Source organism: Neobacillus sp. 114, assembly GCF_030127045.1.
Classification (GTDB): domain Bacteria; phylum Bacillota; class Bacilli; order Bacillales; family Cytobacillaceae; genus Neobacillus; species Neobacillus rhizophilus.
The window spans coordinates 5,063,848-5,087,970 of sequence record NZ_CP126144.1 but is presented as its reverse complement, the minus strand read 5'-3'; the positions used below and the strand labels follow the sequence as shown (position 1 = coordinate 5,087,970).

Annotated in this window: 22 protein-coding genes and 1 other annotated feature; of the genes, 18 read left to right on the top strand and 4 right to left on the bottom strand. The window is 41.6% G+C overall.

The features are described from left to right. The first annotated feature begins 206 nt into the window (after positions 1-206). On the top strand, positions 207-2,138 hold the full coding sequence (gene thrS / locus QNN06_RS24975; protein ID WP_213119939.1) for a threonine--tRNA ligase: 1,932 nt from the start codon (positions 207-209) through the stop codon (positions 2,136-2,138). Between the two features lie 552 nt (positions 2,139-2,690). On the opposite strand, the gene QNN06_RS24970 is transcribed toward thrS, so the two are convergent. Continuing rightward, complete coding sequence (locus QNN06_RS24970) at positions 2,691-3,620, bottom strand: nuclease-related domain-containing protein (RefSeq protein ID WP_284036146.1); 930 nt, start codon at positions 3,618-3,620, stop codon at positions 2,691-2,693. Between the two features lie 216 nt (positions 3,621-3,836). Continuing rightward, positions 3,837-3,968: a sequence feature (ribosomal protein L20 leader region), on the top strand. A gap of 108 nt (positions 3,969-4,076) precedes the next feature. On the opposite strand from QNN06_RS24970, the gene infC reads away from it, so the two are divergent. From infC to QNN06_RS24940, 6 genes are all read left to right on the top strand, one after another. Beyond that, entirely contained in the window at positions 4,077-4,580 is a 504-nt protein-coding gene (gene infC / locus QNN06_RS24965) for a translation initiation factor IF-3 (RefSeq protein ID WP_261363831.1), read from the top strand. 16 nt (positions 4,581-4,596) lie between these two features. Further along, on the top strand, positions 4,597-4,797 hold the full coding sequence (gene rpmI, locus QNN06_RS24960) for a 50S ribosomal protein L35 (RefSeq protein ID WP_213119942.1): 201 nt from the start codon (positions 4,597-4,599) through the stop codon (positions 4,795-4,797). Between the two features lie 38 nt (positions 4,798-4,835). Beyond that, positions 4,836-5,195, top strand: coding sequence for a 50S ribosomal protein L20 (gene rplT / locus QNN06_RS24955; protein WP_213119943.1), 360 nt, complete (start codon positions 4,836-4,838; stop codon positions 5,193-5,195). A 58-nt stretch (positions 5,196-5,253) separates the two neighbouring features. After that, on the top strand, positions 5,254-5,514 hold the full coding sequence (locus QNN06_RS24950; protein ID WP_284036145.1) for a DUF1294 domain-containing protein: 261 nt from the start codon (positions 5,254-5,256) through the stop codon (positions 5,512-5,514). A 2-nt stretch (positions 5,515-5,516) separates the two neighbouring features. Then, a complete protein-coding gene (locus tag QNN06_RS24945; RefSeq protein WP_284036144.1) occupies positions 5,517-6,008 on the top strand; it encodes a dUTP diphosphatase in 492 nt (163 codons plus the stop codon). Positions 6,009-6,073: 65 nt separating this feature from the next. Then, a complete protein-coding gene (locus QNN06_RS24940; protein ID WP_284036143.1) occupies positions 6,074-7,159 on the top strand; it encodes a M42 family metallopeptidase in 1,086 nt (361 codons plus the stop codon). A gap of 203 nt (positions 7,160-7,362) precedes the next feature. Here QNN06_RS24940 and sspI read toward each other — a convergent pair whose 3' ends face one another. Next, on the bottom strand, positions 7,363-7,572 hold the full coding sequence (gene sspI / locus QNN06_RS24935; RefSeq protein ID WP_213119948.1) for a small acid-soluble spore protein SspI: 210 nt from the start codon (positions 7,570-7,572) through the stop codon (positions 7,363-7,365). A 229-nt stretch (positions 7,573-7,801) separates the two neighbouring features. Here sspI and QNN06_RS24930 point away from each other — a divergent pair, with 229 nt between their 5' ends. The 3 genes from QNN06_RS24930 to pheT all read left to right on the top strand — a co-directional run bounded on the left by QNN06_RS24930 (position 7,802) and on the right by pheT (position 12,370). Beyond that, positions 7,802-8,557 carry a TrmH family RNA methyltransferase gene (locus QNN06_RS24930; RefSeq protein WP_213119949.1) on the top strand — a complete coding sequence of 252 codons (756 nt, stop codon included), beginning with the start codon at positions 7,802-7,804 and terminating at the stop codon, positions 8,555-8,557. Positions 8,558-8,905: 348 nt separating this feature from the next. Next, the gene (gene pheS / locus QNN06_RS24925) at positions 8,906-9,943 is read left to right on the top strand and encodes a phenylalanine--tRNA ligase subunit alpha (RefSeq protein ID WP_213119950.1); all 1,038 of its coding nucleotides are present in this window, start codon (positions 8,906-8,908) and stop codon (positions 9,941-9,943) included. A gap of 12 nt (positions 9,944-9,955) precedes the next feature. Then, positions 9,956-12,370, top strand: a complete 2,415-nt coding sequence (pheT, locus tag QNN06_RS24920; RefSeq protein ID WP_284036142.1) for a phenylalanine--tRNA ligase subunit beta — start codon at positions 9,956-9,958, stop codon at positions 12,368-12,370. A 44-nt stretch (positions 12,371-12,414) separates the two neighbouring features. Here the strand turns inward: pheT and QNN06_RS24915 are convergent, their stop codons facing one another. Continuing rightward, the gene (locus QNN06_RS24915; RefSeq protein ID WP_249366879.1) at positions 12,415-12,705 is read right to left on the bottom strand and encodes a 4a-hydroxytetrahydrobiopterin dehydratase; all 291 of its coding nucleotides are present in this window, start codon (positions 12,703-12,705) and stop codon (positions 12,415-12,417) included. 20 nt (positions 12,706-12,725) lie between these two features. After that, positions 12,726-13,694, bottom strand: a complete 969-nt coding sequence (rnhC, locus tag QNN06_RS24910) for a ribonuclease HIII (protein ID WP_284037978.1) — start codon at positions 13,692-13,694, stop codon at positions 12,726-12,728. A gap of 104 nt (positions 13,695-13,798) precedes the next feature. On the opposite strand from rnhC, the gene zapA reads away from it, so the two are divergent. The 8 genes from zapA (at position 13,799) to QNN06_RS24870 (ending at position 24,107) form a co-directional block, all read left to right on the top strand. Further along, positions 13,799-14,059, top strand: a complete 261-nt coding sequence (gene zapA / locus QNN06_RS24905; protein WP_213119953.1) for a cell division protein ZapA — start codon at positions 13,799-13,801, stop codon at positions 14,057-14,059. Between the two features lie 4 nt (positions 14,060-14,063). Further along, a complete protein-coding gene (locus tag QNN06_RS24900) occupies positions 14,064-14,600 on the top strand; it encodes a CvpA family protein (RefSeq protein ID WP_284036141.1) in 537 nt (178 codons plus the stop codon). Positions 14,601-14,878: 278 nt separating this feature from the next. Beyond that, positions 14,879-16,336: a hypothetical protein gene (locus QNN06_RS24895; RefSeq protein WP_284036140.1), complete on the top strand. Its 1,458-nt coding sequence runs from the start codon at positions 14,879-14,881 to the stop codon at positions 16,334-16,336. Between the two features lie 357 nt (positions 16,337-16,693). Then, entirely contained in the window at positions 16,694-18,409 is a 1,716-nt protein-coding gene (gene polX / locus QNN06_RS24890) for a DNA polymerase/3'-5' exonuclease PolX (RefSeq protein ID WP_284036139.1), read from the top strand. Positions 18,410-18,427: 18 nt separating this feature from the next. Next, positions 18,428-20,791, top strand: a complete 2,364-nt coding sequence (locus QNN06_RS24885; RefSeq protein WP_284036138.1) for an endonuclease MutS2 — start codon at positions 18,428-18,430, stop codon at positions 20,789-20,791. A 112-nt stretch (positions 20,792-20,903) separates the two neighbouring features. Further along, positions 20,904-21,311, top strand: coding sequence for a DUF350 domain-containing protein (locus QNN06_RS24880; protein ID WP_213119959.1), 408 nt, complete (start codon positions 20,904-20,906; stop codon positions 21,309-21,311). Between the two features lie 340 nt (positions 21,312-21,651). Then, positions 21,652-23,358, top strand: a complete 1,707-nt coding sequence (locus QNN06_RS24875; RefSeq protein ID WP_284036137.1) for an AMP-binding protein — start codon at positions 21,652-21,654, stop codon at positions 23,356-23,358. A 164-nt stretch (positions 23,359-23,522) separates the two neighbouring features. After that, on the top strand, positions 23,523-24,107 hold the full coding sequence (locus tag QNN06_RS24870) for a fatty acid metabolism transcriptional regulator FadR (protein ID WP_213119961.1): 585 nt from the start codon (positions 23,523-23,525) through the stop codon (positions 24,105-24,107). The last annotated feature ends 16 nt before the right edge of the window (positions 24,108-24,123 follow it).

Genomic DNA, 24,123 nt, shown 5'->3' with positions numbered 1-24,123 from the left:
AACTTCACCAGTGAACACTTCATTTATCATGAAGCTAGTAATTGTTGACGGCAATCAGCCGTTACCCTGACCTAAAGTCATTTTCAGTATGCTTTGTTGGTGGATTCTGGAAATGGAAAATTGGGTGGAACCACGTGTTAATCAAAACTCGTCCCTATTCCTAGGGACGGGTTTTTTATTTTTTATTTTAAAAGGAGGAATTGATGATGTCAGATGTTGTAAAAATTGCATTTCCTGATGGGGCAGTAAAGGAGTTCCCAAAAGGAACGACAACAGAAGATATTGCGGCATCCATCAGCCCTGGTCTGAAGAAAAAGGCTATTGCCGGCAAACTAAACGGTCAAATGTATGATCTTCGCCGTCCAATTCAAGAAGACGGTTCAATAGAAATCGTGACACCAGAATCAGCTGATGCACTAGAGGTATTACGTCATAGTACGGCCCACTTAATGGCACAGGCTGTAAAACGTTTGTACCCGGGAGCGAAGCTTGGTGTCGGCCCTGTTATTGAAGGTGGATTTTATTACGATATGGATTTAGAGGAATCTTTAACACCTGAAGATCTTCCTAAAATCGAAAAGGAAATGGCTAAAATCGTTAGCGAGAACATTGAAGTTGTTCGCAAGGAAGTCAGCCGTTCCGAAGCGGTTCAGCTTTTTAAAGAAATCAACGATGAGTATAAGCTTGAGTTGATTGAAGCTATTCCCGATGAGGAACAAGTAACGATCTATGAGCAGGGTGATTTCTTTGACCTATGCCGCGGGATCCATGTTCCATCAACTGGAAAAATTAAAGAATTTAAGCTGTTAAGCATTGCGGGTGCCTACTGGCGCGGCGACAGCAACAATAAAATGCTGCAGCGCGTATACGGTACTGCCTTTTTCAAAAAGGAAGATTTAGCTGAGCATCTTCGTCTGCTTGAAGAAGCAAAAGAGCGTGACCACCGTAAGCTAGGTAAGGAGCTTAACTTATTTACTAATTCCCAAAAGGTAGGGCAAGGTTTGCCGCTTTGGCTGCCAAAGGGTGCAACAATCCGTCGTATCGTCGAGCGTTATATCGTGGATAAAGAGGTCAGCTTAGGCTATGACCACGTTTATACACCGATTATGGCAAACGTGGAGTTATATAAAACTTCCGGCCACTGGGATCATTACCATGAAGATATGTTCCCAGTAATGGAAATGGACAATGAGCAATTGGTGCTCCGTCCAATGAACTGCCCGCACCATATGATGGTGTACAAAAATGCGATGCACAGCTACCGTGAGCTTCCAATTCGGATTGCCGAGTTAGGAACAATGCACCGTTATGAAATGTCTGGTGCTTTATCCGGATTGCAGCGTGTCCGCGGGATGACTTTGAATGATGCGCATATCTTTGTTCGTCCGGATCAAATTAAGGAAGAATTCCAGCGAGTTGTTCGGCTGATTCTAGAGGTTTATAAAGATTTCGATATTAAGGAATATTCATTCCGATTATCGTATCGTGATCCTCAAGATAAGGAAAAGTACTTCGATGACGATGCGATGTGGGAAAAAGCACAAAGCATGTTAAAAGAAGCGATGGATGACCTTGGCCTTGATTATTTCGAAGCTGAAGGAGAAGCAGCATTCTACGGTCCTAAATTGGATGTTCAAGTCAGAACTGCTTTAGGTAAGGACGAAACTTTGTCGACTGTGCAATTAGATTTCTTGCTGCCTGAACGTTTTGATTTAACTTATGTTGGTGAAGATGGCAAGCAGCACCGTCCAGTTGTTATCCACCGTGGCGTAGTTTCCACAATGGAACGTTTTGTTGCTTACTTGATTGAAGAATACAAGGGTGCGTTTCCAACTTGGCTGGCGCCTGTACAGGTTCAAGTTATTCCTGTTTCGCCAGAAGCGCATTTTGATTATGCTCGAAAGGTACAGGAACAACTTAAAGCTGCAGGCTTCCGCGTTGAATTGGACGGCCGTGATGAAAAAATCGGCTATAAGATCCGCGAAGCGCAAATGCAGAAAATCCCTTATATGCTGGTTGTCGGTGATAAGGAAGTCGAGGAAAACGCTGTTAACGTACGTAAATATGGCGAGCAGAAGTCTGAGACTAAGGCGTTTGAAGAGTTTCTTGCTGGGTTGAAGGCGGAAGTGCAGAAATAATCAGCAATTTTAAAAAAAGGGAGAGAGATCTCCCTTTTTGGTTTTTACAAAATAAACTCGGTATATGAAAGATGCAAAAATATCCTTAATTTGGCTTATTAAAGACAAAATAGCCTGGAAAAGAGGCGAAAATGTCTTTGATTCAACTTATCAAAGACAAAACAGTCTAAGAAAGAGGCGAAAATGTCTTTGATTCAACTTATCAAAGACAAAACAGTCTAAGAAAGAGGCGAAAATGTCTTTGATTCAGCTTATTAAAGACAAAACAGCCTAAGAAAGAGGCGAAAATGTCTTTGATTCAGCTTATTAAAGACAAAACAGCCTAAGAAAGAGGCGAAAATGTCTTTGATTCAACTTATCAAAGACAAAACAGCCTAAGAAAGAGGCGAAATGTCCTTGATTCAGCTTATTAAAGACAAAACAGCCTAAGAAAGAGGCGAAAATGTCTTTGATTCAGCTTGTCAAAGACAAAACAGCTTAAGAAAGAGGCAATAATGTCTTTGATTCAACTTATCAAAGACAAAACACCCTAGGAAAGTGGTAAAAATGTCATTATTCATAATATGCCCATGGGCCAACTCCGATAATTTTATAGTTTTCATTTAAAATTCGGCTAATTCTCTTTTTAGATTCAATCACCCCGCACCATTCATAAACAATATTAGTTGTTATTTTCATTCCAGGAAAAAGCAGCTTAATTTCCCTCACACATCGCAAAACAGCGTCTGTCACCAATTCTTCATGTCCGCAATCCAAGCAAATACAATTTTTCCCTTCAACAGAAATCGAAAACGAGTTGCAGATTTTACAGGTATGTCCTTTTCTTAGTTGATCATACCGATAAGGAGGCAATTGTGTATAAGGTGATTTCTTAATATGGAGAGAAACAAGTTTATCTGCAAGCCTCTTGTGATAGTCATTTAGCTTTAATGGGGACTTGTCCAATTTTTCTAAATAACTGGATACCTGTGTTGGAAAAATAAAGGGCTTGGTGAGGGGAGCTTGGTATAGTGTGAACTTGGGATTGATGAAAATTACTTTGGCTTCAATCGGCAGATTTACGCCTAGGCTTTGGAGCAATTGGCGGAGCAAAGATTCACTCCGAATTAACTGGTAAAGTGGATTAGTATATTCAGTCTTGGGCAGCTTATATAATCTATCTGATTCTGGTTCGGATTCTGGCCCTAACTCGTAAAAATAATTACCTTCATTATTTTTTACTTCATACAAATAAATCTGTCCAGGCACAATAATCAATGAGTCAATTTGAAAAGTTTGATTGTTTACTGTAAACAACAAATCGTTTAAAATAATGCTTTCGCATCTGAGCTGTTCCGTCAGCTTATCGAACATTATCTCTCCTTCATATCCTTTTTTTAGCCGTAAATAACGATGTCTGTCACCATCTGATAAAGTCATCCGAGAATTTAACACTCCTAAAATGAGTAATTCTTCAGACTCGGTTCGCGGTTTATACGCCACAGGCCACATCCTTTCTCCAAATTTATTTTAATAAAAAATGATAACAACGTTTCCTCCTAGGAATGAATGTTTTGTTAACTTTTACCTGTAATAAAAAAATGTTGAATAATTTCCGCTTTCCTGCTAAAATAAATTTCGTTGTCACAAAAGGAGTTCATTTGACATCGCTCTTTGCTTGTGTTATAGTATCTAAGGTATGAATTGAATACTTGTTTTTAGGAAAAGAAGAAGCACCCGCTTCTCACCTGATTGACGCAGTTTGGCAGTTGGCAGGTTTTACGAGGACTTTTAGTTATTTTAACTTTGTTCGTAAAGTGTGGGTGTGTACATCCACACTTTTTTATTTGTACTTCTCATGGACTGCCAAACTATATAGAAATCTTGGTGGGAAGTATGTATTTTCCAAACGTTGTATTCTTGATTAAACCTTGGAGGTGGCTAACTATTAGCAAAGACATGTTAGTAAATGATGGGATTCGCGCTCGTGAAGTTCGCTTGATTGATCAAAATGGCGAGCAGTTAGGAATTAAATCCAAAATCGAAGCGCTGGAGATTGCCGGACGAGTGAATTTAGATTTAGTGCTTGTAGCACCAAACGCTAAGCCTCCGGTAGCCCGGATTATGGACTACGGCAAATTTAAATTCGAGAATCAAAAGAAAGAAAAAGAAGCTCGAAAGAACCAAAAGATTATCACGACAAAAGAAGTTCGTTTAAGTCCAACAATTGATGAGCACGACTTTAATACAAAGCTTCGCAATGCTATTAAGTTCTTGGAAAAAGGCGACAAGGTAAAAGCTTCTATCCGATTTAAGGGCCGGGCGATTACCCATAAAGAAATCGGTCAAAAAGTATTAGACCGTTTTGCAGCAGAGTGTAAGGAAGTAGCTACGATTGAGTCTCATCCAAAAATGGATGGTCGCAGCATGTTCCTGGTTTTAGCACCTAAAATCGAAAAGTAATAAGGAGGACATCCCAATGCCAAAAATGAAAACTCACAGAGGCGCGGCAAAGCGTTTTAAGAAAACTGGAAGTGGTCAATTAAAGCGTGACCACGCTTATACAAGCCACTTATTTGCAAACAAATCAACTAAAGCAAAGCGTAAGCTTCGCAAATCATCACTTGTTTCTAAAGGTGATTTCAAACGCATTCGTCAACTATTAACTAACGTAAAGTAATCGATATAAGCATTGATTTAATCTAGGAGGGAAATTACATGCCACGTGTAAAAGGCGGTACAGTTACTCGCAAACGTCGTAAAAAAGTTCTTAAATTAGCTAAAGGTTATTTTGGTTCAAAACATACATTATATAAAGTTGCTAACCAACAGGTTATGAAATCATTAATGTATGCATTCCGCGACCGTCGCCAAAAGAAGCGCGACTTCCGCAAACTTTGGATTACTCGTATCAACGCAGCAGCTCGCATCAACGGTCTTTCTTACAGCCGTTTAATGCATGGCTTAAAGCTTGCTGGTATCGAAGTAAACCGCAAAATGCTTGCTGAATTAGCAATCAGCGATGCAAACGCATTTGCTGAATTAGCAAACGCTGCTAAAGCTCAATTAAATAAATAATTAAACATATGGCCATTCTCTATGATGAGGATGGCCTTTTCTGTAGAGGAGATTGTTTATGGTAGGATTATGGGCAGCTATTATGGCTATAAACATAGTATCATTCAGCTTAATGGGTGTTGATAAAAGCAGAGCGAAAAAACATCAATACCGGATTCGGGAAAGAACGTTGTGGCTTGCAGCGTTATTTGGCGGTGCTGTTGGCGCTACAGTTGGTATGTACTTCTTCCGGCATAAAACAAAGCATCTCCAGTTCAAGATTGGCTTTCCTATTCTGGCAATCATCGATGTGATACTTTATATAAAGGGAGTGTTTTAATAATGAACCTTGTGAAGTTGTTTCAAATGCAAAAGGCATTAGATTCGCATATTGAGAAAAAGCATCAGCTTCAGAACGAGGATTTATTCAGCCGAAAAATTCTCGCCTTATTAGTTGAGCTGGGCGAGCTCGCTAACGAAACTCGCTGCTTTAAATTTTGGAGCGTTAAGCCTTCGTCACCAAAAGATGTGATTCTTGAGGAGTTCGTTGATGGAGTGCATTTTATTTTATCGCTCGGGATTGAGTGCGGATTTGATCAAAAGGGAATGGGAATAAAGGCTGCACAGCCTGAGTGTAGCGAGACAGAACAGTTCTTAAGTGTTTATGAAGGGGTCACCATTTTTCAAAAAACAAAAAGCTTTGAGGATTACCTGCGATTATTCGAAGCCTATTTGCAGCTGGCAGTCCTGCTTGGGATATCTTATGAAGATATGGAACAGGCATATTTTTCAAAAAACGAAGTAAATTATCTAAGACAGCAAAACAACTATTAATTTGTTAATTGTCAGATACTTTCGTTATAATGAAAATGAACGTACATATAAAAGGGGGCTAAATAATGGCAAAAATGGATGAAACATTAACCATGCTGAAGGATCTAACCGATGCCAATGGGATTCCCGGCAATGAGCGTGAAGTGCGCGAAGTCATGAAAAAATACATAGCACCATACGCAGACGAAATCACGACAGATGGATTAGGCAGTTTAATTGCAAAGAAAGTCGGCAAGGAGGGTGGCCCTAAAATCATGGTAGCCGGTCACTTGGACGAAGTTGGCTTTATGGTGACGGCGATTGATGACAAAGGCTTCCTGCGCTTTCAAACAGTCGGTGGCTGGTGGGGCCAGGTGATGCTTGCTCAGCGTGTGACCCTTGTAACAAGGAAGGGCAATGTAACAGGAATTATCGGCTCTAAGCCGCCGCATGTTTTATCCGCGGAAGCCCGCAAGAAGCCAATTGAAATCAAAGACATGTTCATTGATATCGGTGCATCAAGCCGTGAGGAAGCATCTGAGTGGGGCGTCCGACCTGGAGACATGGTCGTGCCATATTTTGAATTCACCGTAATGAACAATGAAAAGATGCTTCTTGCGAAAGCTTGGGATAACCGCATCGGCTGTGCGATTGCGATTGATGTTTTAAAGCAATTGCAAGGTGTTGATCATCCGAATGTTGTTTACGGCGTCGGAAATGTTCAAGAAGAGGTTGGCTTGCGCGGTGCCAAGACAGCTACTTATAAAATCCAGCCTGATATCGGCTTTGCTGTTGATGTAGGTATTGCCGGCGATACACCTGGAATTAGCGAAAAAGAAGCGATGAGCAAAATGGGCAAAGGGCCGCAAGTGGTTGTCTATGATGCTTCAATGGTAGCGCACAAGGGACTGCGTGATTTTGTAACGGATACTGCGGATGAACTCAACATCCCTTACCAATTTGAATCCATCCCAGGCGGTGGAACAGATGCGGGCTCCATCCATTTAACGCATAATGGGGTACCAGCGCTGGCGATTACGATTGCAACTCGTTATATTCATTCACATGCTGCAATGCTTCATCGTGATGACTATGAAAATGCAGTTAAGCTGATTGTAGAGGTCATTAAGCGTTTGGATCGCGAGGCTGTTGATAAGATTACGTTTGAATAAGAATATTGGGGTCCTCGGCTGCTGTGTTTGCGGCCGGGGACTTTTATGTTTTGGCAATTCGCCAATAGGATGGGGAAATTCGCCAATAAAATGCGAAGATTCGCCAATAGAACGTGACAATTCGCCAATAGAAGCCTGAAATTCGCCAATAGCGATTAAAAAACAGCCGCCAACCAATCGGCCGGCGGCTAAAAATCCCATTTTTAATGCTTTAACCCGCTTTCAAGCGTGCCAAGCATCTCTTTTTTCTCTTGTTCAGATGAATTTTGCCAAATAACTTCAAATAATACGCCCAATCCCGGCAGCATTTTCTCTTCCCCGCTTTGAATCGCATCGACAATGGTATCCTCTAATTGGTCTTGCGTATTATTGGAAACATTGTGAATAACAGCATTCCGCAAATTGAAATTCATAATGGGCCACTCCTTCTTTAACCTTAAATTCTTTAGCTAATAGGGAATAATAAATTTCCCCAAATTTATTATTCCCTAACGCATAAATTCAACTACGCTTCTGTCTTCGTCCTAACGGACTCGCAATCAGTGAGTTTTCATTTATTATCATTTCTAATTTTTGTTTTAATATGTATTTTAATTGGGCTATAATGTAAAAATCAGAGTAATTTTTAAAGGGGAAACAAAATTGAAATATATCCAATCGCAGCAAAATCCGCAGGTCAAGCAATGGAAAAAGCTTTTAACGAAAAAAGAGCGGGACCGCTCAGATACATTTTTAGTGGAAGGCTTTCATTTAGTGGAAGAAGCACTCAAACAGGATGAACAAGTTTTAGAAATCATTATTTCTGAAAAAATAGGTGTGCCGCCGCGCCTCGATGCAGGGCAGACACCTATTTACATGGTGACGGAGGAAATCGCCGATTCCTTATCGGAAACGGAGACGCCCCAGGGGATTTATGCTGTCTGCCGGCAAACCGATCAAAAAACAGACTTAAAAAATGCAAAAACGTACCTCCTAATCGATGCTGTTCAAGATCCGGGAAATCTCGGCACGATGATTCGGACAGCAGATGCGGCGGGAATTGATGCGGTAATTGTAGGCAAAGGCAGCGTCGATGTTTTTAACGGAAAGGTTCTTCGTTCCGCTCAAGGAAGTCACTTTCACCTTCCAATTATAAGAGGCGACCTTCAAGAATGGACGACAAAACTGAAAGAAAAAAATATACCTGTTTATGGAACAGCACTCGAAGGAGCATCTGCATATACTGATATTTCAACCGGTGAAGCTTTTGCTCTGATTGTCGGTAACGAAGGGAGCGGCATGAATAAAGAACTTCTTTCCCAAACAACTGCCAACCTTTATATTCCGATTTACGGCAAAAGCGAATCGCTGAATGTCGCGGTTGCAGCAGGAATTCTTTTATATTATTTGAAAAAATAAAATTGAAACACTCAAAAAATTAGTATATAATAATGAACAATGTTGATATTTAAAAGACAATGACGGAGAAGAGTATCTTGTCAAATGGCCATTTTTAGGGAGAAAGTGCCGCGACTGAAAGCACTTTTATGGACAGGGCAGGAGAAGTTCACCTCCTGAGTCGGCATCGGGACCATTTCCATTGGAGATGTAAAGATGCGCCCGGCTACAGCCGTTATCTGAATGAAGCGAACACAATATGTGTATACATACGTGTTTACAAGGGTGGTACCGCGATCTAATACCTCGTCCCTTTTTTGGGGGCGGGGTTTTTTTATTTTTTACATAAAAAATAAAGGAGGAAACAAAATGCAAGAGCGTTTAAAAGAATTGCAGGAAGAAGCGATTCAGAAAGTGGAACAGTCTTCAAGCTTAAAAGAATTGAATGACATCCGTGTTGCTTATTTAGGAAAAAAGGGCCCGATTACCGAGGTACTGCGTGGTATGGGCAAATTATCGGCGGAAGAGCGTCCGGTGATTGGGGCTCTAGCTAATGAAGTACGTGAAGCCATCGCTGCTAAAATCGAAGCCAAGCAAAATCAGCTTGAAGAAGCAGCTGTTTTAGAAAAAATGGCTTCTGAAAGCATTGACGTTACCCTTCCAGGGCGTCCTGTTAACGTTGGGAGCCATCATCCATTAACAAAAATCATCGAGGAAATCGAAGACTTGTTTATAGGGATGGGCTATGAAATAGCAGAAGGACCTGAGGTAGAGCAGGATTATTATAACTTCGAAGCGTTGAACCTGCCGAAAGGCCACCCTGCCCGCGACATGCAGGATTCCTTCTACATTACGGAAGAACTCTTGCTTCGCACCCATACATCACCGGTTCAGGCCCGGACGATGGAAAAACACAACGGCAAAGGTCCGATTAAAATCATCTGCCCTGGTAAAGTATACCGCCGCGATAATGATGATGCGACGCACTCACATCAGTTCATGCAAATAGAGGGCTTAGTGGTAGGCGAAAACATCCGTATGAGTGATCTTAAGGGAACATTGGATGTATTTGCGAAAAAAATGTTCGGCCAAGATCGTGAAATCCGTCTTCGCCCAAGCTTTTTCCCATTCACAGAACCTTCCGTGGAGATGGATATTTCCTGTAAAGTATGCGGAGGCCACGGCTGTAATGTTTGTAAGCAGACAGGCTGGATTGAAATCCTTGGCGCCGGAATGGTTCATCCAAACGTACTTGAGATGGCTGGCTATGATTCAAAGAAATACACTGGATTTGCTTTTGGAATGGGACCGGAGCGGATTGCGATGCTGAAATACGGTGTTGATGATATCCGTCATTTCTATACAAATGATGTTCGTTTCTTAAAGCAATTTTCGGTAGAAGAATAGGAGGTTGACGATATGTTCGTTTCGTATAAATGGCTCCAGGATTACGTAGACTTAACTGGAGTTTCGGCAAATGAATTAGCTGAAAAAATTACTAAAAGCGGGATTGAAGTAGAAGGCGTTGAAATCCTAAATGAAGGCATTAAAGGTGTTGTGGTTGGTCATGTAGTAGAACGTGTACAGCATCCAAATGCCGATAAATTAAGCAAGTGTCAGGTTGATATAGGCGAGGGTGAGCCGGTTCAGATTATCTGCGGTGCGCCGAATGTCGCCCAGGGTCAAAAGGTAGCTGTTGCAAAAGTTGGTGCCATCCTTCCAGGCAATTTTAAAATTAAAAAAGCAAAGCTTCGCGGCGAAGAATCAAACGGTATGATTTGTTCTCTACAAGAGCTTGGCATGGAAGGAAAAATTGTTCCTAAAGAATACTCAGAAGGAATCTTTGTTTTTCCAGCAGATGCAGAGGTCGGGGCAGATGCACTTGCCTTGTTGAATCGCGACGACGAAGTTCTTGAACTTGGTTTAACGCCAAACCGTGCTGATTGCTTAAGCATGTTAGGAGTAGCTTATGAAGTGGCAGCGATTCTTGGCAGAGAGGTTAAGCTTCCAGAAACAAGCCTAGAGTCGCTTAGTGAAAAGGCAACGGATTATGTAAAGGTTGTTGTCGAGGCGACTGAGGATAATCCGCTATACGTTGCGAAAATGATTAAAAATGTGAAAATCGGGCCGTCACCACTGTGGATGCAAACCCGCTTAATGTCTGCGGGAATCCGTCCGCACAATAACGTGGTTGATATCACGAACTACATTCTTCTCGAATATGGCCAGCCGCTTCATGCGTTTGACTACGACCGTTTAGGTTCAAAAGAAATCCTTGTACGCCGTGCGAACGATGGCGAGAAATTTGTGACGCTTGATGATGTAGAGCGCACATTAACAGCTGACCATTTAGTGATCACGAACGGAACAGAACCTGTTGCGCTTGCTGGTGTAATGGGCGGTGCCAATTCTGAGGTAACTTCTGATACGACTACTGTGTTATTGGAAGCAGCTTATTTTAACGGAGCAACAGTAAGAAAAGCGTCTAAAGATCACGGCCTGCGCAGTGAAGCCAGTGCCCGCTTTGAAAAAGGGGTAGACCCGAACCGTGTACGTGTTGCTGGTGAACGTGCAGCCTACTTAATGGCTAAGTACGCTGGCGGTGAAGTTTTAGAAGGAGCAGCAGAGGTTGATACATTAACTGTTGAGCCGGCAGTGGTTTCAGTTACTCTTGAAAAAATCAACCGAGTACTGGGAACCGGCCTTGAAATGAAGGATGTGGAAGCCATCTTCGACCGCCTTCAATTTGGGGTTTCTGTTGAAGGGGATACGGTTACTGTTACGGCACCAACACGCCGCGGCGATATCAAAATCGAAGAGGATTTACTCGAAGAGGTTGCCCGCCTATTTGGCTATGACAACATCCCGAAAACCTTGCCGATCGGTTCCACAACACCAGGAAAGCTATCTGAATACCAAAAGAAACGCCGTGTCGTCCGTGCCTATTTAGAAGGAGCAGGCTTGTACCAGGCCGTAACTTATTCTTTAACAAGTGAAGAGAAAGCTTCGCAATTTGCTATGGAAAAACGCGACTTCATTCGCCTGGCGATGCCGATGAGCGAAGACCGCAGTATCCTTCGCCTAAGCATCCTGCCGCAGCTGCTAGAAGTATTGAAATACAACAGCGCTCGTCAAAATGACAGCCTAGCAGTATACGAAACCGGAAATGTCTTTTTATCCAACGGTGTGGATGTTCTTCCTGAAGAAAAAGAGCATTTGGCCGGAGCTATTACCGGTCTTTGGAACAATCATTCTTGGCAGGGCGAAAAGAAACCTGTTGATTTCTTCGTTTTAAAAGGTATTTTGGAAGGACTATTCGCAAAGCTTGGGCTGACAGAACGTGTCGCATATGTTCAAGAGCAGGTAGAAGGCATGCACCCTGGGCGGACAGCGGAAATCCGGTTAGATGGCTCGAAAATTGGTTTTGCCGGCCAGCTGCATCCAAGCGTCCAAAAAGACCTAGATTTAAAAGATACCTATGTATTTGAATTATCATTAAAAGCAGTTCTTGGTGTAGAAACGGAAGCACTGCAATATCAGTCTATTCCGCGCTACCCATCCATCACAAGAGACATTGCCCTTGTGGTAAACAGAGAAACGGTGTCAGGCACGTTGAAGGATATTATCGTTAAAGCTGGTTCACCTCTTTTGAAAGAGGCTTATGTCTTTGACTTATATGAAGGCGATAAGATGGAAGAAGGCAAGAAGTCGATTGCGTTCTCATTGAAATATGTGGATCCAGAACGTACTCTTACAGATGAAGAGGTAACAAAGGTTCACGATCGCGTGCTTGAGGCATTGAAAGAGCAAGCAGGTGCGGTTTTAAGGGGATAAGTATTAAAAAAGAGTATCCATTGGCGTGGATACTCTTTTTGCATTTATTTGTATTTTTCGTAGAGGGTGTCATATTGTTTTGCAAGGGAAATATCAAGGTCGGTTAAACCTCCAGCATGCCAGGAGGTTATTTTTAAAGTTACCATTTTATAGTCAATCGATATGAATGGATGGTGATTTTTTTCTTCGGATAACTGTGCGATGTCATTAACGAATGCAATCCCTTTTAAAAATTCCTGAAAGCGGTACTTTTTAACAATAAACTTGCCTTCCAATTTCCAGCCGGTTAGACTATTAAGCACTAAAGTAATTTCTTCTTCACCTAATCTCTTCAAGTTAATCCCTCCCTTAATTTTCACTTTCTCTTCTTATTAACTAATGCCACTGCTTTTTCAGTATTCGCAAAATGCATCTTCACAAACGATGGCAGCACAGCTTGCCCTTTTTTCAAAATTAGCTTGGCAGCGGCCTCATCAACCTGGGCCCCGGCCCCCTTTGGAACTCGAAAACCGGCCGCCTCGCTCAGTTTATCAATATATTGAATAAACGCATACCGGGCCAGAATACTGGCGGCGGCAACCGCCAAATGAATCCCCTCCGCCTTCGTGCTAAAATAAACATTTTCCCTCGCGATAGCTTTTTGTCCTTTTAAATGCTGATAATAGGTGCCAGCTTGCACAAATTGGTCAATCAAAATAGCGTCAGGCTTTTCCGGACTAATCTTCTCTAATACTTTTAATATCGCCTGATTATGAAGCAAAGCCTTCATTTTCCCTTGAGTCATTCCCGCCGCCTGAACTTGATTATACTTTTCATTTTTTAATGTCATCAGGCTGAAGGGGACAACATCCTTAATCACCTTAGCAATTTCAATTATTTTTTCATCATTTAAATCCTTCGAATCCCGTACTCCCAATTCTTTTAATAAAGGAATATCCTTTTTCCGTACATATGCAGCGACAACCGTAATCGGGCCGAAAAAGTCTCCGGTCCCAACTTCATCCGAGCCAATAACAGACCATTCTCTAAATCCGGCCGGAAGCCCAGCCCCTGCCTTAGCAGAGGTTGCTGTCGATTTTCCATTGCCGTCTGCCTTTTTGGCTGGTCCGGATTCTGAAGCGGCCCCGCCCCATCTCCCCGCTTCCTTCTCACAATCATTCCCCTGAAACAACACCTTCGCCGATTTATAAGCGGTAATGGCACAACCGGGAGTTTTCGCCGCAAACACGCTTCCGGGAGGAACCTTATCCGTTAAATACTTGCTGTAATAGTCTTTCATCTTTAAAATTGTATTCATATTACATACCAAAACAACATTTGCCACTAAAAGCACCACATTTCTATTAAATATATTCATTATTACAACTTTTCGACTTTAATCTTTTCATGTTATGATATAGTGTAGGATTCCTGAAAGGGGCATTAACATTGTCGAATACTCAGAAAAATAGAATTACCGTAGATATTTACGGACAACAATACGTGATTTTAGGCACGGAAAGCCCGAGTCATATTCGCTATGTAGCATCGTTGGTCAATGCTAAAATGCGCGAAATCAGTTCTAAGAATCCAGGACTCGAGGTAAATAAACTTGCAGTTTTAACAGCAGTTAACGCAGTCAATGATTATATCAAAATAAAAGAAGAGTTGGAACGACTGACGATAGAACTTCAAAAAGAAAAGGAATAAAAACATGTTAGATTTAGTCATTATTTTATTTTTAATTATTGGTTTTTTTGTCGGCCTAAAAAGAGGCTTTATCCTGCAGCTGGTTCATTTAACCGGTTTTATCATTGCCTATATTGCCGCCTACATTTACTATGATAATCTTGCTCCAAAACTGACCCTTTGGATTCCTTATCCAAACCTTGGCGAGGATACGGCATTAAAAATTATCACCGATGCGGCTAACATGGAGACAGCCTTTTATCGGGCAATTGCATTTGTCATCATCTTCTTTGCCGTAAAAGTGCTCATGCAGATTATCGGATCGATGTTTGACTTTATTGCTCATTTGCCAGTATTAAGACTGTTGAACGTATGGGCTGGAGGAATTTTAGGATTTTTGGAAGTCTATTTAATTATCTTTATTGTATTATATATCGGCGCCTTATTACCAATCGAACTTTTCCAAAATATGCTGGATGGCTCCTTCATGGCAAAGGCGATTGTGAATTACACCCCTGTTCTTTCTCAGCAGATTAAGGACTGGTGGTTAAAACAGTTATAAAAAAATATAAAAAAGCGCCATAAAACGTACAAAATAACGTAATAGATAAAATTCTGAAAAGTAGTAAAATAGACATAGAGGTGATTCTTTATGTCTTTTTTTTTATCGCAGAAACTGGGACGTGAATTCTTAAATATTACTCGGACCACAATCCTACGTTGGGAAGAACAAGGCAAAATTAAATCTCGATTATGACCTCATTTTCGGCCAGATTATATGGAAAAAGAGGCGCTAAGAAATGAATAAGACACTTTCCGAACTGGAAAGGGGGGAGCAAGATGTCCAAGAAAAAGACTGAACAGGCGATTACATTTACAGGTGTGGTTATGAGTCCTTCTATCATATACGAGTCAATTATACTGGACGAGCTTATGCGGAAATTTCAGTCAGCTAAACGTTTTCTGCGTGAGCGCATCTTTGAAGGTTTAGACCGTAAAACTGCCGTGGCAAAAGCGAAACCACTTTTTCTGAATAACTCCCGCTATATGAGAGATGCCTTTCTTGAAGCGGAAGCCTCCATATCTTCGCAAAAAGAATTGTTGCCTTTGTATGTTGAGCAATTTAAAACATCAATGCAAAAAATAGAGAAGCAAATAGAAAAAATCCAACAATCCCGGAAGTCCGATAAGGAAGACCTAATCAAGAACAAGCAGTTTCGAATCAAAAAATTAAACAAGAAAATGACCTATTACCAATACCATATTGAAAACGACAGTGTTCCAAAAGTTGTAGATGGTACAAGGAAAAAGTTAATTCTTTTAAACAAACATAAAATTACCAAACAAGAGTGGGTTGATTCACGTACCAACTCCCTTTATTCACGAGGCGAAGCCTCAAAGGGAGGAAATGAGAATATCAAATTGCGTTACCTGCAAGACCGTTCTTTTGAAATGAACGTGTTAAACCCTTTATCCTCCAAAAGAAATGACCGGCTGCGTTTTGAAGTTCACTTCTCCGAAAAACACATCTCGACGATTCTTGCCCATCTATCAACCGGAAATGCCTATAGTATTCGGATTTTGCGTGAAGACGAAAAATACTATGTCCATTTAACCTTTGACCAAAAACTACAATCTTCCTATGATTTCTCAAAGGGATGCGCTGGCATCGATATCAATCCAGATAATTTGTCTGTCACCATCGTCCATCCAAACGGAAATTTTCGAATGAGTAAAGTATTTTGGATGAATGATGTCAATAACGTACGCTCCGACAAACGGAATTGGATCATTGGAAATACCATTGCATCTGTAATGGAGTGGGTTAAATCCAATGGAATTGAAGTGATAGCCATTGAAGATTTATATTTCAAAAATGATTTAAGCAAAAATACCAAATTCAATCGCATGAGCAGTAACTTTGTATACAGGAAGATTTTGACCACTTTGATTTCAAAATGCATAAAAGAAGGAATATCGCTTGCCCAAGTTCCGGCTTACTATTCTTCTTTGATCGGACGGGTAAAATATCAAAAACCATACGGGCTTTCCGTTCATCAAAGCGCAGCGCTGGTTTTAGCCCGCCGTGCCATGGGATATGATGAAAAAATCCCAAAACAGATGATGTTAGTCCTTTTTGCCAAGGAAGCAAAAAAGGGACATCAGGTAAGTGATTTATTTAAATATTGGAAGAAAGTGCAGGCCTGGATTACAGCCCTCAAGGAAAAGGCTTATCAAAATCGTGAACCATACAAGCATTGGTATATGGACGACTTTATTGAATATGCAGCATCTTAAAAAAACTGTCTTTTGAAGCCTTTGTTTTAGTACGGACATTCATTTGAATGTGAAAATTCCAGTGGAAGGATTGCCGTAAGAGGATAAAGGCAGCCTAGGTAACTCCTGCCCTATGGTGCGCTCTGTTAAAGAGACCGAAAGACATAGGTGTTCGTATGAAGGTTAAACCCTAAACCAGCGAAGGGTTGGACGAATGTCTTTACTTGAGAATCTAAGGCAAATGTTAAGATTTGTTATGATTTGATAGAGCTGGATTGAATATAATGCCTGAGTGAACTTCTCTGATGCAGAGAAGTTTTTCTATTATGGGAAAAAAGGTTACAATGATAATGTGTAATTTTAAGGCAGGTGGAGTTAATGGAAATGAATAAAAAAGAAGTGATTCGCCTATTAGAGACAATAGCAATTTATATGGAATTAAAGGGTGAAAATCCTTTTAAAATTTCAGCTTTTCGGAAGGCGGCCACAGCCCTTGAGACCGATGACCGAAGTTTAACAGAAATAGACGACTTTACAGCACTATCCGGTATTGGCAAAGGGACTGCTGCTGTTATCGAAGAATACATAAAGGAAGGCTCATCCACTGTATTAAAGGAACTTAAGGAACAGGTTCCGCCAGGTTTGATTCCCCTTCTCCAAATACCAGGTCTTGGAGGCAAAAAAATCTCCAAGCTTTATAAGGAATTGGGGATCACCGATGTAACAAGCTTAAAAGAAGCGTGTGAAGCCGGGAAGGTTCAGGGGCTAGCGGGTTTTGGAAAGAAAACGGAGGAAAAAATCTTAAGTGCTATCTCTAACGTAGGGACAAGACCTGAGCGGCTGCCCCTCGCTTACATGATACCAATCGCGGAATGGATTGAAACAAGCCTTGAAAAATTTACTGAAATTGAGCGTTTTTCACGGGCCGGAAGCTTGCGGAGGATGCGGGAAACAATTAAGGACCTTGATTTTATCATCGCAACTAATCAGCCGCAAACCGTCCGCGAACAGCTATTGAAATTACCGAATATTAAAGAGGTGATCGGCGCGGGGGATACAAAGGTATCGGTTACCCTGAAATTTGATTATGATATATCCGTCGATTTCCGCCTGGTGAAGCCTGAGGAATTTGTTACAACACTGCACCATTTTACCGGTTCAAAGGACCATAATGTGCGGATGAGGCAATTGGCTAAGGAGCGCGGTGAAAAAATAAGCGAATACGGCGTTGAAAACGTAGAAACAGGAGAAATCCTCACCTTTTCTTCTGAGGAAGAATTTTTCAAGCATTTCGACCTTCCATTTATCCCTCCTGAAGTGAGAGAGGATGGCAGGGAAGTAGATACATTCAAAGCCGATGAGGAATTAATCGACATTGAAGACATCAAAGGTGACCTGCACATGCATTCGACCTGGAGTGATGGGGCCCATACCATCGGCCAAATGGCGGAAGCCTGCCGAGCCAGGGGTTATCAATATATGGCTATTACCGACCATTCCCAGTATTTAAAGGTGGCAAATGGATTAACTCGGGAAAGACTGCTGCAGCAAAAAGAAGAAATTAAGAAGCTAAATGAAAAATATGATGACTTTTTGATTTTATCAGGTGTGGAAATGGACATTTTACCGGACGGCAGTCTGGATTACGAGGATGACCTGCTAGCGGAAATGGATTTTGTGATCGCCTCCATCCATTCAGCTTTTTCCCAACCAAAGGAAAAAATCATGGAGCGCCTAAAGAACGCGCTGCAAAATGCCCATGTCGATTTAATCGCCCATCCGACCGGCCGGAAAATCGGCCGCCGCGAGGGCTATGAAGTGGATATGGACTTACTGATCCAATTGGCGAAAGAAACAAATACAGCATTAGAGTTGAACGCGAATCCAAACCGGCTTGACCTTGCCGCAGAGCATTTACGGAAAGCCCAGGAGGCTGGCGTCAAAATATTAATCAACACTGATGCCCATCAATTGGATACATTAAAGCATATGGAAATCGGGGTATCCGCGGCTAAAAAAGGCTGGATTAAAAAATCAACTGTAATTAATGCATTGGATAAAAAGGACTTGCTTAATTTTCTGCATAATAGATAAAAAAGGAGGCTCGCCCTCATGAAAGATAGAGTTTTAAAAGTTTTAGAGTTCACAAAGGTCAGGGAGCAGCTATTAGAGCACGCTTCCTCCTCGCTTGGAAGAGACAAAATAAAAAATTTGGTGCCGTCGTCAGACTATGATGAGGTTGTTAAGCTGCAGGCAGAAACAGATGAAGCGGCTACCGTCTTTCGTATTAAAGGCAATGTGCCGCTGTCAGGCATTCATGATATCGGGCCGCATATAAAACGCTCTGTGATTGGTGGTGTATTGAGTCCACATGAGTTGGTGCAGATTTCCAGTACGATTCATACAAGCCGCCAAATGAAGCGTTTTTTGGAGGAAATTGCTGAGGAACGGACAGAAATTCCGATTTTATTAGAACAAGTGTATCAAATCATCCCATTGACAAACCTCGAGCAGGCCATCAAAATGGCCATCGACGAAAGCGGCGAAGTCCTTGATGGCGCGAGCGAGCTGCTTCGTTCATTAAGACATCAGCTTCGTACCAGTGAAGCTCGGGTCCGTGAGAAATTGGAAAGCATGATACGCTCATCCAGTGCCCAAAAAATGCTGTCGGACGCGATTGTTACCATCCGCAATGACCGCTTTGTCATTCCTGTAAAGCAGGAATATCGCGGGCATTATGGCGGGATTATTCATGATCAAAGTTCATCGGGGCAGACGCTATTTATCGAACCCCAAGTGATTGTGCAGCTGAACAACCAGCTCCAGGATATCCGAGTGAAAGAGCAGCTGGAGATTGAGCGGATTTTAATAGAGCTTTCCGCAAAGGCAGCAGAATACGAAAGTGAACTTCAGGTCATTGTAAAGATTTTGGCCAATTTGGACTTTGTTTTTGCAAAGGTTCGCTATGGGCGAAAGATAAAAGCGTCAATGCCGGCGATGAACAATGAGGGCAGAATCTCCTTATATAAGGCAAGACACCCCTTAATTCCTATCGATGAAGTGGTCGCAAACGATATTATGCTTGGCAAAGACTATTCGACCATTGTCATTACCGGTCCAAATACCGGGGGAAAAACGGTTACCTTAAAAACACTCGGCCTATGCACCTTGATGGCACAGGCGGGCCTGCAGGTACCAGCCCTGGATGGTTCTGAGCTGGCTGTGTTCGGGGCTGTCTACGCCGATATTGGTGATGAGCAATCGATTGAACAGAGCTTGAGTACATTTTCCTCTCATATGGTGAACATTGTTGACATTTTAGATAGGGTTGATTTCAACAGTCTTGTCCTGTTTGATGAACTGGGGGCTGGTACGGACCCGCAGGAAGGGGCTGCATTGGCCATTTCCATTCTAGACGAAGTTCATAATAGAGGAGCGAGGGTAGTAGCCACAACCCACTACCCGGAATTAAAAGCATACGGCTATAACCGTGAAGGTGTGTTAAATGCAAGTGTGGAGTTTGATGTAGAAACATTAAGCCCAACCTATAAGCTGCTCTTGGGCGTCCCTGGCCGGAGCAATGCTTTTGAAATCTCGAAACGACTCGGCCTGAATGAGCGGGTCATTGGGGCCGCACGATCACATGTAAGCGAGGATACAAATCAAATTGATAAGATGATTGCCTCTCTTGAAGAAAGCAGACGTCAGGCTGAAAACGACCGTGATGAGGCTCTTGATTATTTAAAGCAGGCTGAAAAGCTGCACAAAGACTTGCAACAGCAAATGATAGAGTTTTATGAGAAGAAGGACTCGATGCTTGAGAAAGCCGCGGAAAAGGCGGAGGAAATCGTCGTAGAGGCGAAAAGAGAAGCGGAGCAAGTAATTCGTGAACTACGCAAGATGCGGACCGAACAGCATGCTGATATCAAAGAACACGAATTAATTGAAGCAAAAAGGCGCCTAGAAGGCGCGGCACCGGAAATCAAGAAATCGGATAAGCTCATTAATAAGAAAACGAAAAAGTATACATTCACACCAGGGGATGAGGTAAAGGTGCTTATGTTTAACCAAAACGGAATTCTGGTGGATAAAGTCTCGGGTGACGAATGGCAGGTTCAGATAGGCATCTTAAAAATGAAGGTAAGAGAAAAGGATTTAGAATATATCGGTGCCTCTCAAACAAAACAAACGGAAATGAAGCCGCTGGCGATTGTAAGAGGGCGAGATTCCAATGTGAAGCTTGAACTGGACCTAAGGGGAGAACGGTATGAGGATGCTCTCTTAAAAGTGGAAAAATATATTGATGATGCCCTGCTGGCAAATTATCCGCGTGTTTCCATAATCCATGGAAAAGGAACAGGTGCATTAAGACAAGGAGTTCAGGAGTATTTGCGGAACCATCGCTCCGTCAAGAAAATCCGCTTTGGAGAAGCCGGTGAAGGCGGTTCAGGTGTCACCGTCGTTGAATTTAAATAAAACTCGCCGATTGACAAGTCCGTTAGGATGAAGGCAGAGGAGTAGTTGAATTTATGCGTTCGGAATTTGAACAAATTCCGATTAGCAAAATAGATTCAGGGGAGAGTAGGCAATGGACCAGTTCTGGGAAAACGAATATATTCAAATAGCGGCCTATTACAGTGTTGTCATTTTATGTATGATTGTATTTTTAGCTGTTTTCGAAATGGTTACGAAATACAAAAATTGGGAGGAAATAAAGAAGGGAAATTTGGCTGTGGCAATGGCAACCGGCGGTAAAATTTTTGGCGTTGCCAATATTTTTAGGCATACCATTGAAGACCACAGTTCATTGCTTTCCATGATTGGCTGGGGCATATACGGCTTTGTACTACTACTGGCCGGTTACTTTATCTTTGAATTTTTAACTCCAAAGTTTAAAATTGATGAAGAAATTCAAAATGATAATCGGGCTGTAGGCTTGATTTCGATGATTATTTCCATTGGGCTATCCTATGTCATCGGGGCAGGAATATCATAAGGGGAGAGAGTTTGTGGAAACATTAGCAAAAGTACTAATAGGATTATGCGGACTATTCGTGGTGCTGGGCGTTATCTATCTCTTATTTTAAATTATGGAAAATCACCGTGTGAAATTATTGCACGGTGATTTTTTTATTTTATAAACATAATGATTACGAAAAAAATCATGAATTTGAAACGTGAATAGACTAGATAAACTATTGCTTATTTAGTTGATAGACAAAAGGTTGTAATTATTTCAAGATATGGAAATGGAAATTGTTTATTGTGAAAATTTGTTCTATAATAGGTTTAGATGTTGGAATTTTCATAATTTAATAAACATAAGGGGGCTTATTATGTCGGAGTTAAAACCGTGGTTGAAAAATTATCCTAAAGAAGTACCTGCCACACTGGAATACTCCACAGAACCAGTACACAAATACTTGGAAGTAACAGCCAAGAAGTTTCCGGATAAAGTGGCACTCCACTTTATGGGGAAGGAGCTTACCTTTAAACAGCTCTATGAAGATGCCCAAAGCTTTGCCGGCTATCTGCAGGCGAATCTTGGAGTTCAAAAGGGTGACCGCGTTGCAATTATGCTTCCGAATAGCCCGCAAAATGTTATCTGCTTCTTCGGAATTCTGATCGCCGGCGGGGTAGTCGTGGAAACAAATCCATTATACACAGAACGAGAGCTTGAACACCAAATGAATGATTCTGGCGCAAAGGTCATTGTCACAATGGATATCCTTTACCCGCGCGTCGCAAAAGTAATGCCACGCACTGATTTAAAACACATCATTGTTACCGCTATCAAAGACTTCCTCCCATTTCCTAAAAACTTAGTTTACCCTTACATCCAGAAAAAACAATACGGAATTGTTGTAAATGTAAAACATGAGGGCAGCACCCATTTGCTGACAGAGGTTTTAAAACAAAAGAAGAAAAAATTAATGGAATATGACATCAATATTGATGAAGATATTGCCTTGCTTCAATATACCGGTGGAACGACCGGTGTGGCGAAAGGTGTCATGCTAACCCATAAAAATGTGAATGCCAATACCACGATGAACCAGGCCTGGGTCTTTAAAGCCCAGCCAGCAAAAGAAGTCATCTTGGGAATATTGCCGTTCTTCCATGTCTTTGGCTTAACCACGGTTATGATTTTGTCCGTAAAGATGGCCGCTAAATTGATTTTAATGCCTAAATTTGATGCGCTTGAGACGTTGAAAGCGATACAAAAACACCGAGTAACGCTTTTTCCGGGAGCACCAACTATTTTTATCGGCCTGTTAAAACATCCAGATTTGAAAAAATATGATTTATCATCAATTGAGGCATGTATCAGCGGCTCGGCTCCGCTTCCGCATGAAGTTCAGGAAAAATTCGAGGCAATTACAGGCGGGAAGCTTGTCGAGGGCTATGGTCTTTCAGAAGCATCACCAGTTACTCACTCCAACTTCTTATGGGGGGCAGTAAGAGTTAAGGGCAGCATCGGCGTACCGTATCCTGATACGGATTCCAAAATTGTATCTTCTGAAACGGAAGAAGAGATGCCTGCTGGAGAAATTGGCGAACTCATCATTAAAGGCCCGCAGGTAATGAAGGGCTACTGGAACCGGCCTGAGGAGACAGCGCAAACAATAAAAGACGGCTGGCTGCATACAGGTGATCTGGGATACATGGATGAAAACGGTTATTTTTATGTGGTTGACCGGAAGAAAGACTTGATTATCGCAGGCGGATTTAATATTTATCCGCGTGAAATAGAAGAAGTTTTATATCAACATCCCGATGTGGTCGAAGCTGTCGTCGCGGGTGTGCCTGACCCTTATCGGGGTGAAACGGTTAAGGCGTACATTGTTTTAAAAGAGGGCGTAACGGTTACTGCAGAGGAAATGAACAAGTATGTCAGAAAATTCCTTACTGCTTATAAAGTGCCAAGACTTTACGAATTCAGAAGTGAACTTCCGAAAACCGCTGTAGGGAAAATTTTAAGAAGAATGCTTGTAGACGAAGAAATTAAAAAATTAGAAGAAGAGGCTAAAAAGCACGCGTAACTTGTCAAATATTAATTTTTAAAATATTATGAAGAAAATAGCTTGTCTTTCTTGACAGAAAGATATATAAAAACTATTATAAAAATATGAATGATGATTCATTCATATTTTTTCCTTTTAATTTTGATTGGTTTGTAAATTTTTCTTCAAAGGGGGGAATGTATGTGAAAAAAATGAAGCCAAAATATATGCAAATTATCGATGCTGCGGTAGTTGTGATCGCTGAAAACGGTTATCACCAAGCTCAGGTTTCCAAGATTGCTAAACAGGCTGGAGTGGCTGACGGCACGATTTATTTGTATTTTAAAAACAAAGAAGACATCCTTATCTCACTCTTTGAAGAAAAAATGGGAAGCTTCATAGAAAAAATAGATGAAGAAATTGCAGGAAAAGAGACGGCGGCAGAGAAGTTATTAGTGTTGGTTGAAACTCATTTTCAGCTTCTTTCAGAAGACTATCGATATGCAGTCGTCACACAGTTGGAATTGCGCCAATCCAACAAGGAGCTGCGCATGAGAATAAATAATGTTCTAAAAGGCTATCTGCAGGTGATTGATAAGATTATAATGGAAGGTAAAGAAACTGGTGAGTTTTCTGACGACCTCGATGTTCGGCTTGCCCGTCAAATGGTCTTTGGTACCATTGATGAGATTGTCACATCCTGGGTTTTAAAAGAGGAAAAATTTAACTTGGCAGCGCTCGCACCTAAAGTCCATCGTCTATTAATCAACGGGTTTGCAGGCTGCTAGATCACAAATAAGGGGA

Bases quoted from the DNA above. Each gene is read 5' to 3' on its own strand.
- QNN06_RS24945 (WP_284036144.1), top strand. From the start codon at position 5,517: ATGAACCTTGTGAAGTTGTTTCAAATGCAAAAGGCATTAGATTCGCAT.
- polX (WP_284036139.1), top strand. From the start codon at position 16,694: ATGGAAATGAATAAAAAAGAAGTGATTCGCCTATTAGAGACAATAGCA.
- thrS (WP_213119939.1), top strand. From the start codon at position 207: ATGTCAGATGTTGTAAAAATTGCATTTCCTGATGGGGCAGTAAAGGAG.
- pheS (WP_213119950.1), top strand. From the start codon at position 8,906: ATGCAAGAGCGTTTAAAAGAATTGCAGGAAGAAGCGATTCAGAAAGTG.
- QNN06_RS24940 (WP_284036143.1), top strand. From the start codon at position 6,074: ATGGCAAAAATGGATGAAACATTAACCATGCTGAAGGATCTAACCGAT.
- rplT (WP_213119943.1), top strand. From the start codon at position 4,836: ATGCCACGTGTAAAAGGCGGTACAGTTACTCGCAAACGTCGTAAAAAA.
- QNN06_RS24895 (WP_284036140.1), top strand. From the start codon at position 14,879: ATGTCCAAGAAAAAGACTGAACAGGCGATTACATTTACAGGTGTGGTT.
- QNN06_RS24880 (WP_213119959.1), top strand. From the start codon at position 20,904: ATGGACCAGTTCTGGGAAAACGAATATATTCAAATAGCGGCCTATTAC.
- pheT (WP_284036142.1), top strand. From the start codon at position 9,956: ATGTTCGTTTCGTATAAATGGCTCCAGGATTACGTAGACTTAACTGGA.
- sspI (WP_213119948.1), bottom strand. From the start codon at position 7,572: ATGAATTTCAATTTGCGGAATGCTGTTATTCACAATGTTTCCAATAAT.
- QNN06_RS24950 (WP_284036145.1), top strand. From the start codon at position 5,254: ATGGTAGGATTATGGGCAGCTATTATGGCTATAAACATAGTATCATTC.
- rpmI (WP_213119942.1), top strand. From the start codon at position 4,597: ATGCCAAAAATGAAAACTCACAGAGGCGCGGCAAAGCGTTTTAAGAAA.
- QNN06_RS24875 (WP_284036137.1), top strand. From the start codon at position 21,652: ATGTCGGAGTTAAAACCGTGGTTGAAAAATTATCCTAAAGAAGTACCT.
- QNN06_RS24885 (WP_284036138.1), top strand. From the start codon at position 18,428: ATGAAAGATAGAGTTTTAAAAGTTTTAGAGTTCACAAAGGTCAGGGAG.
- QNN06_RS24900 (WP_284036141.1), top strand. From the start codon at position 14,064: ATGTTAGATTTAGTCATTATTTTATTTTTAATTATTGGTTTTTTTGTC.
- infC (WP_261363831.1), top strand. From the start codon at position 4,077: ATGTTAGTAAATGATGGGATTCGCGCTCGTGAAGTTCGCTTGATTGAT.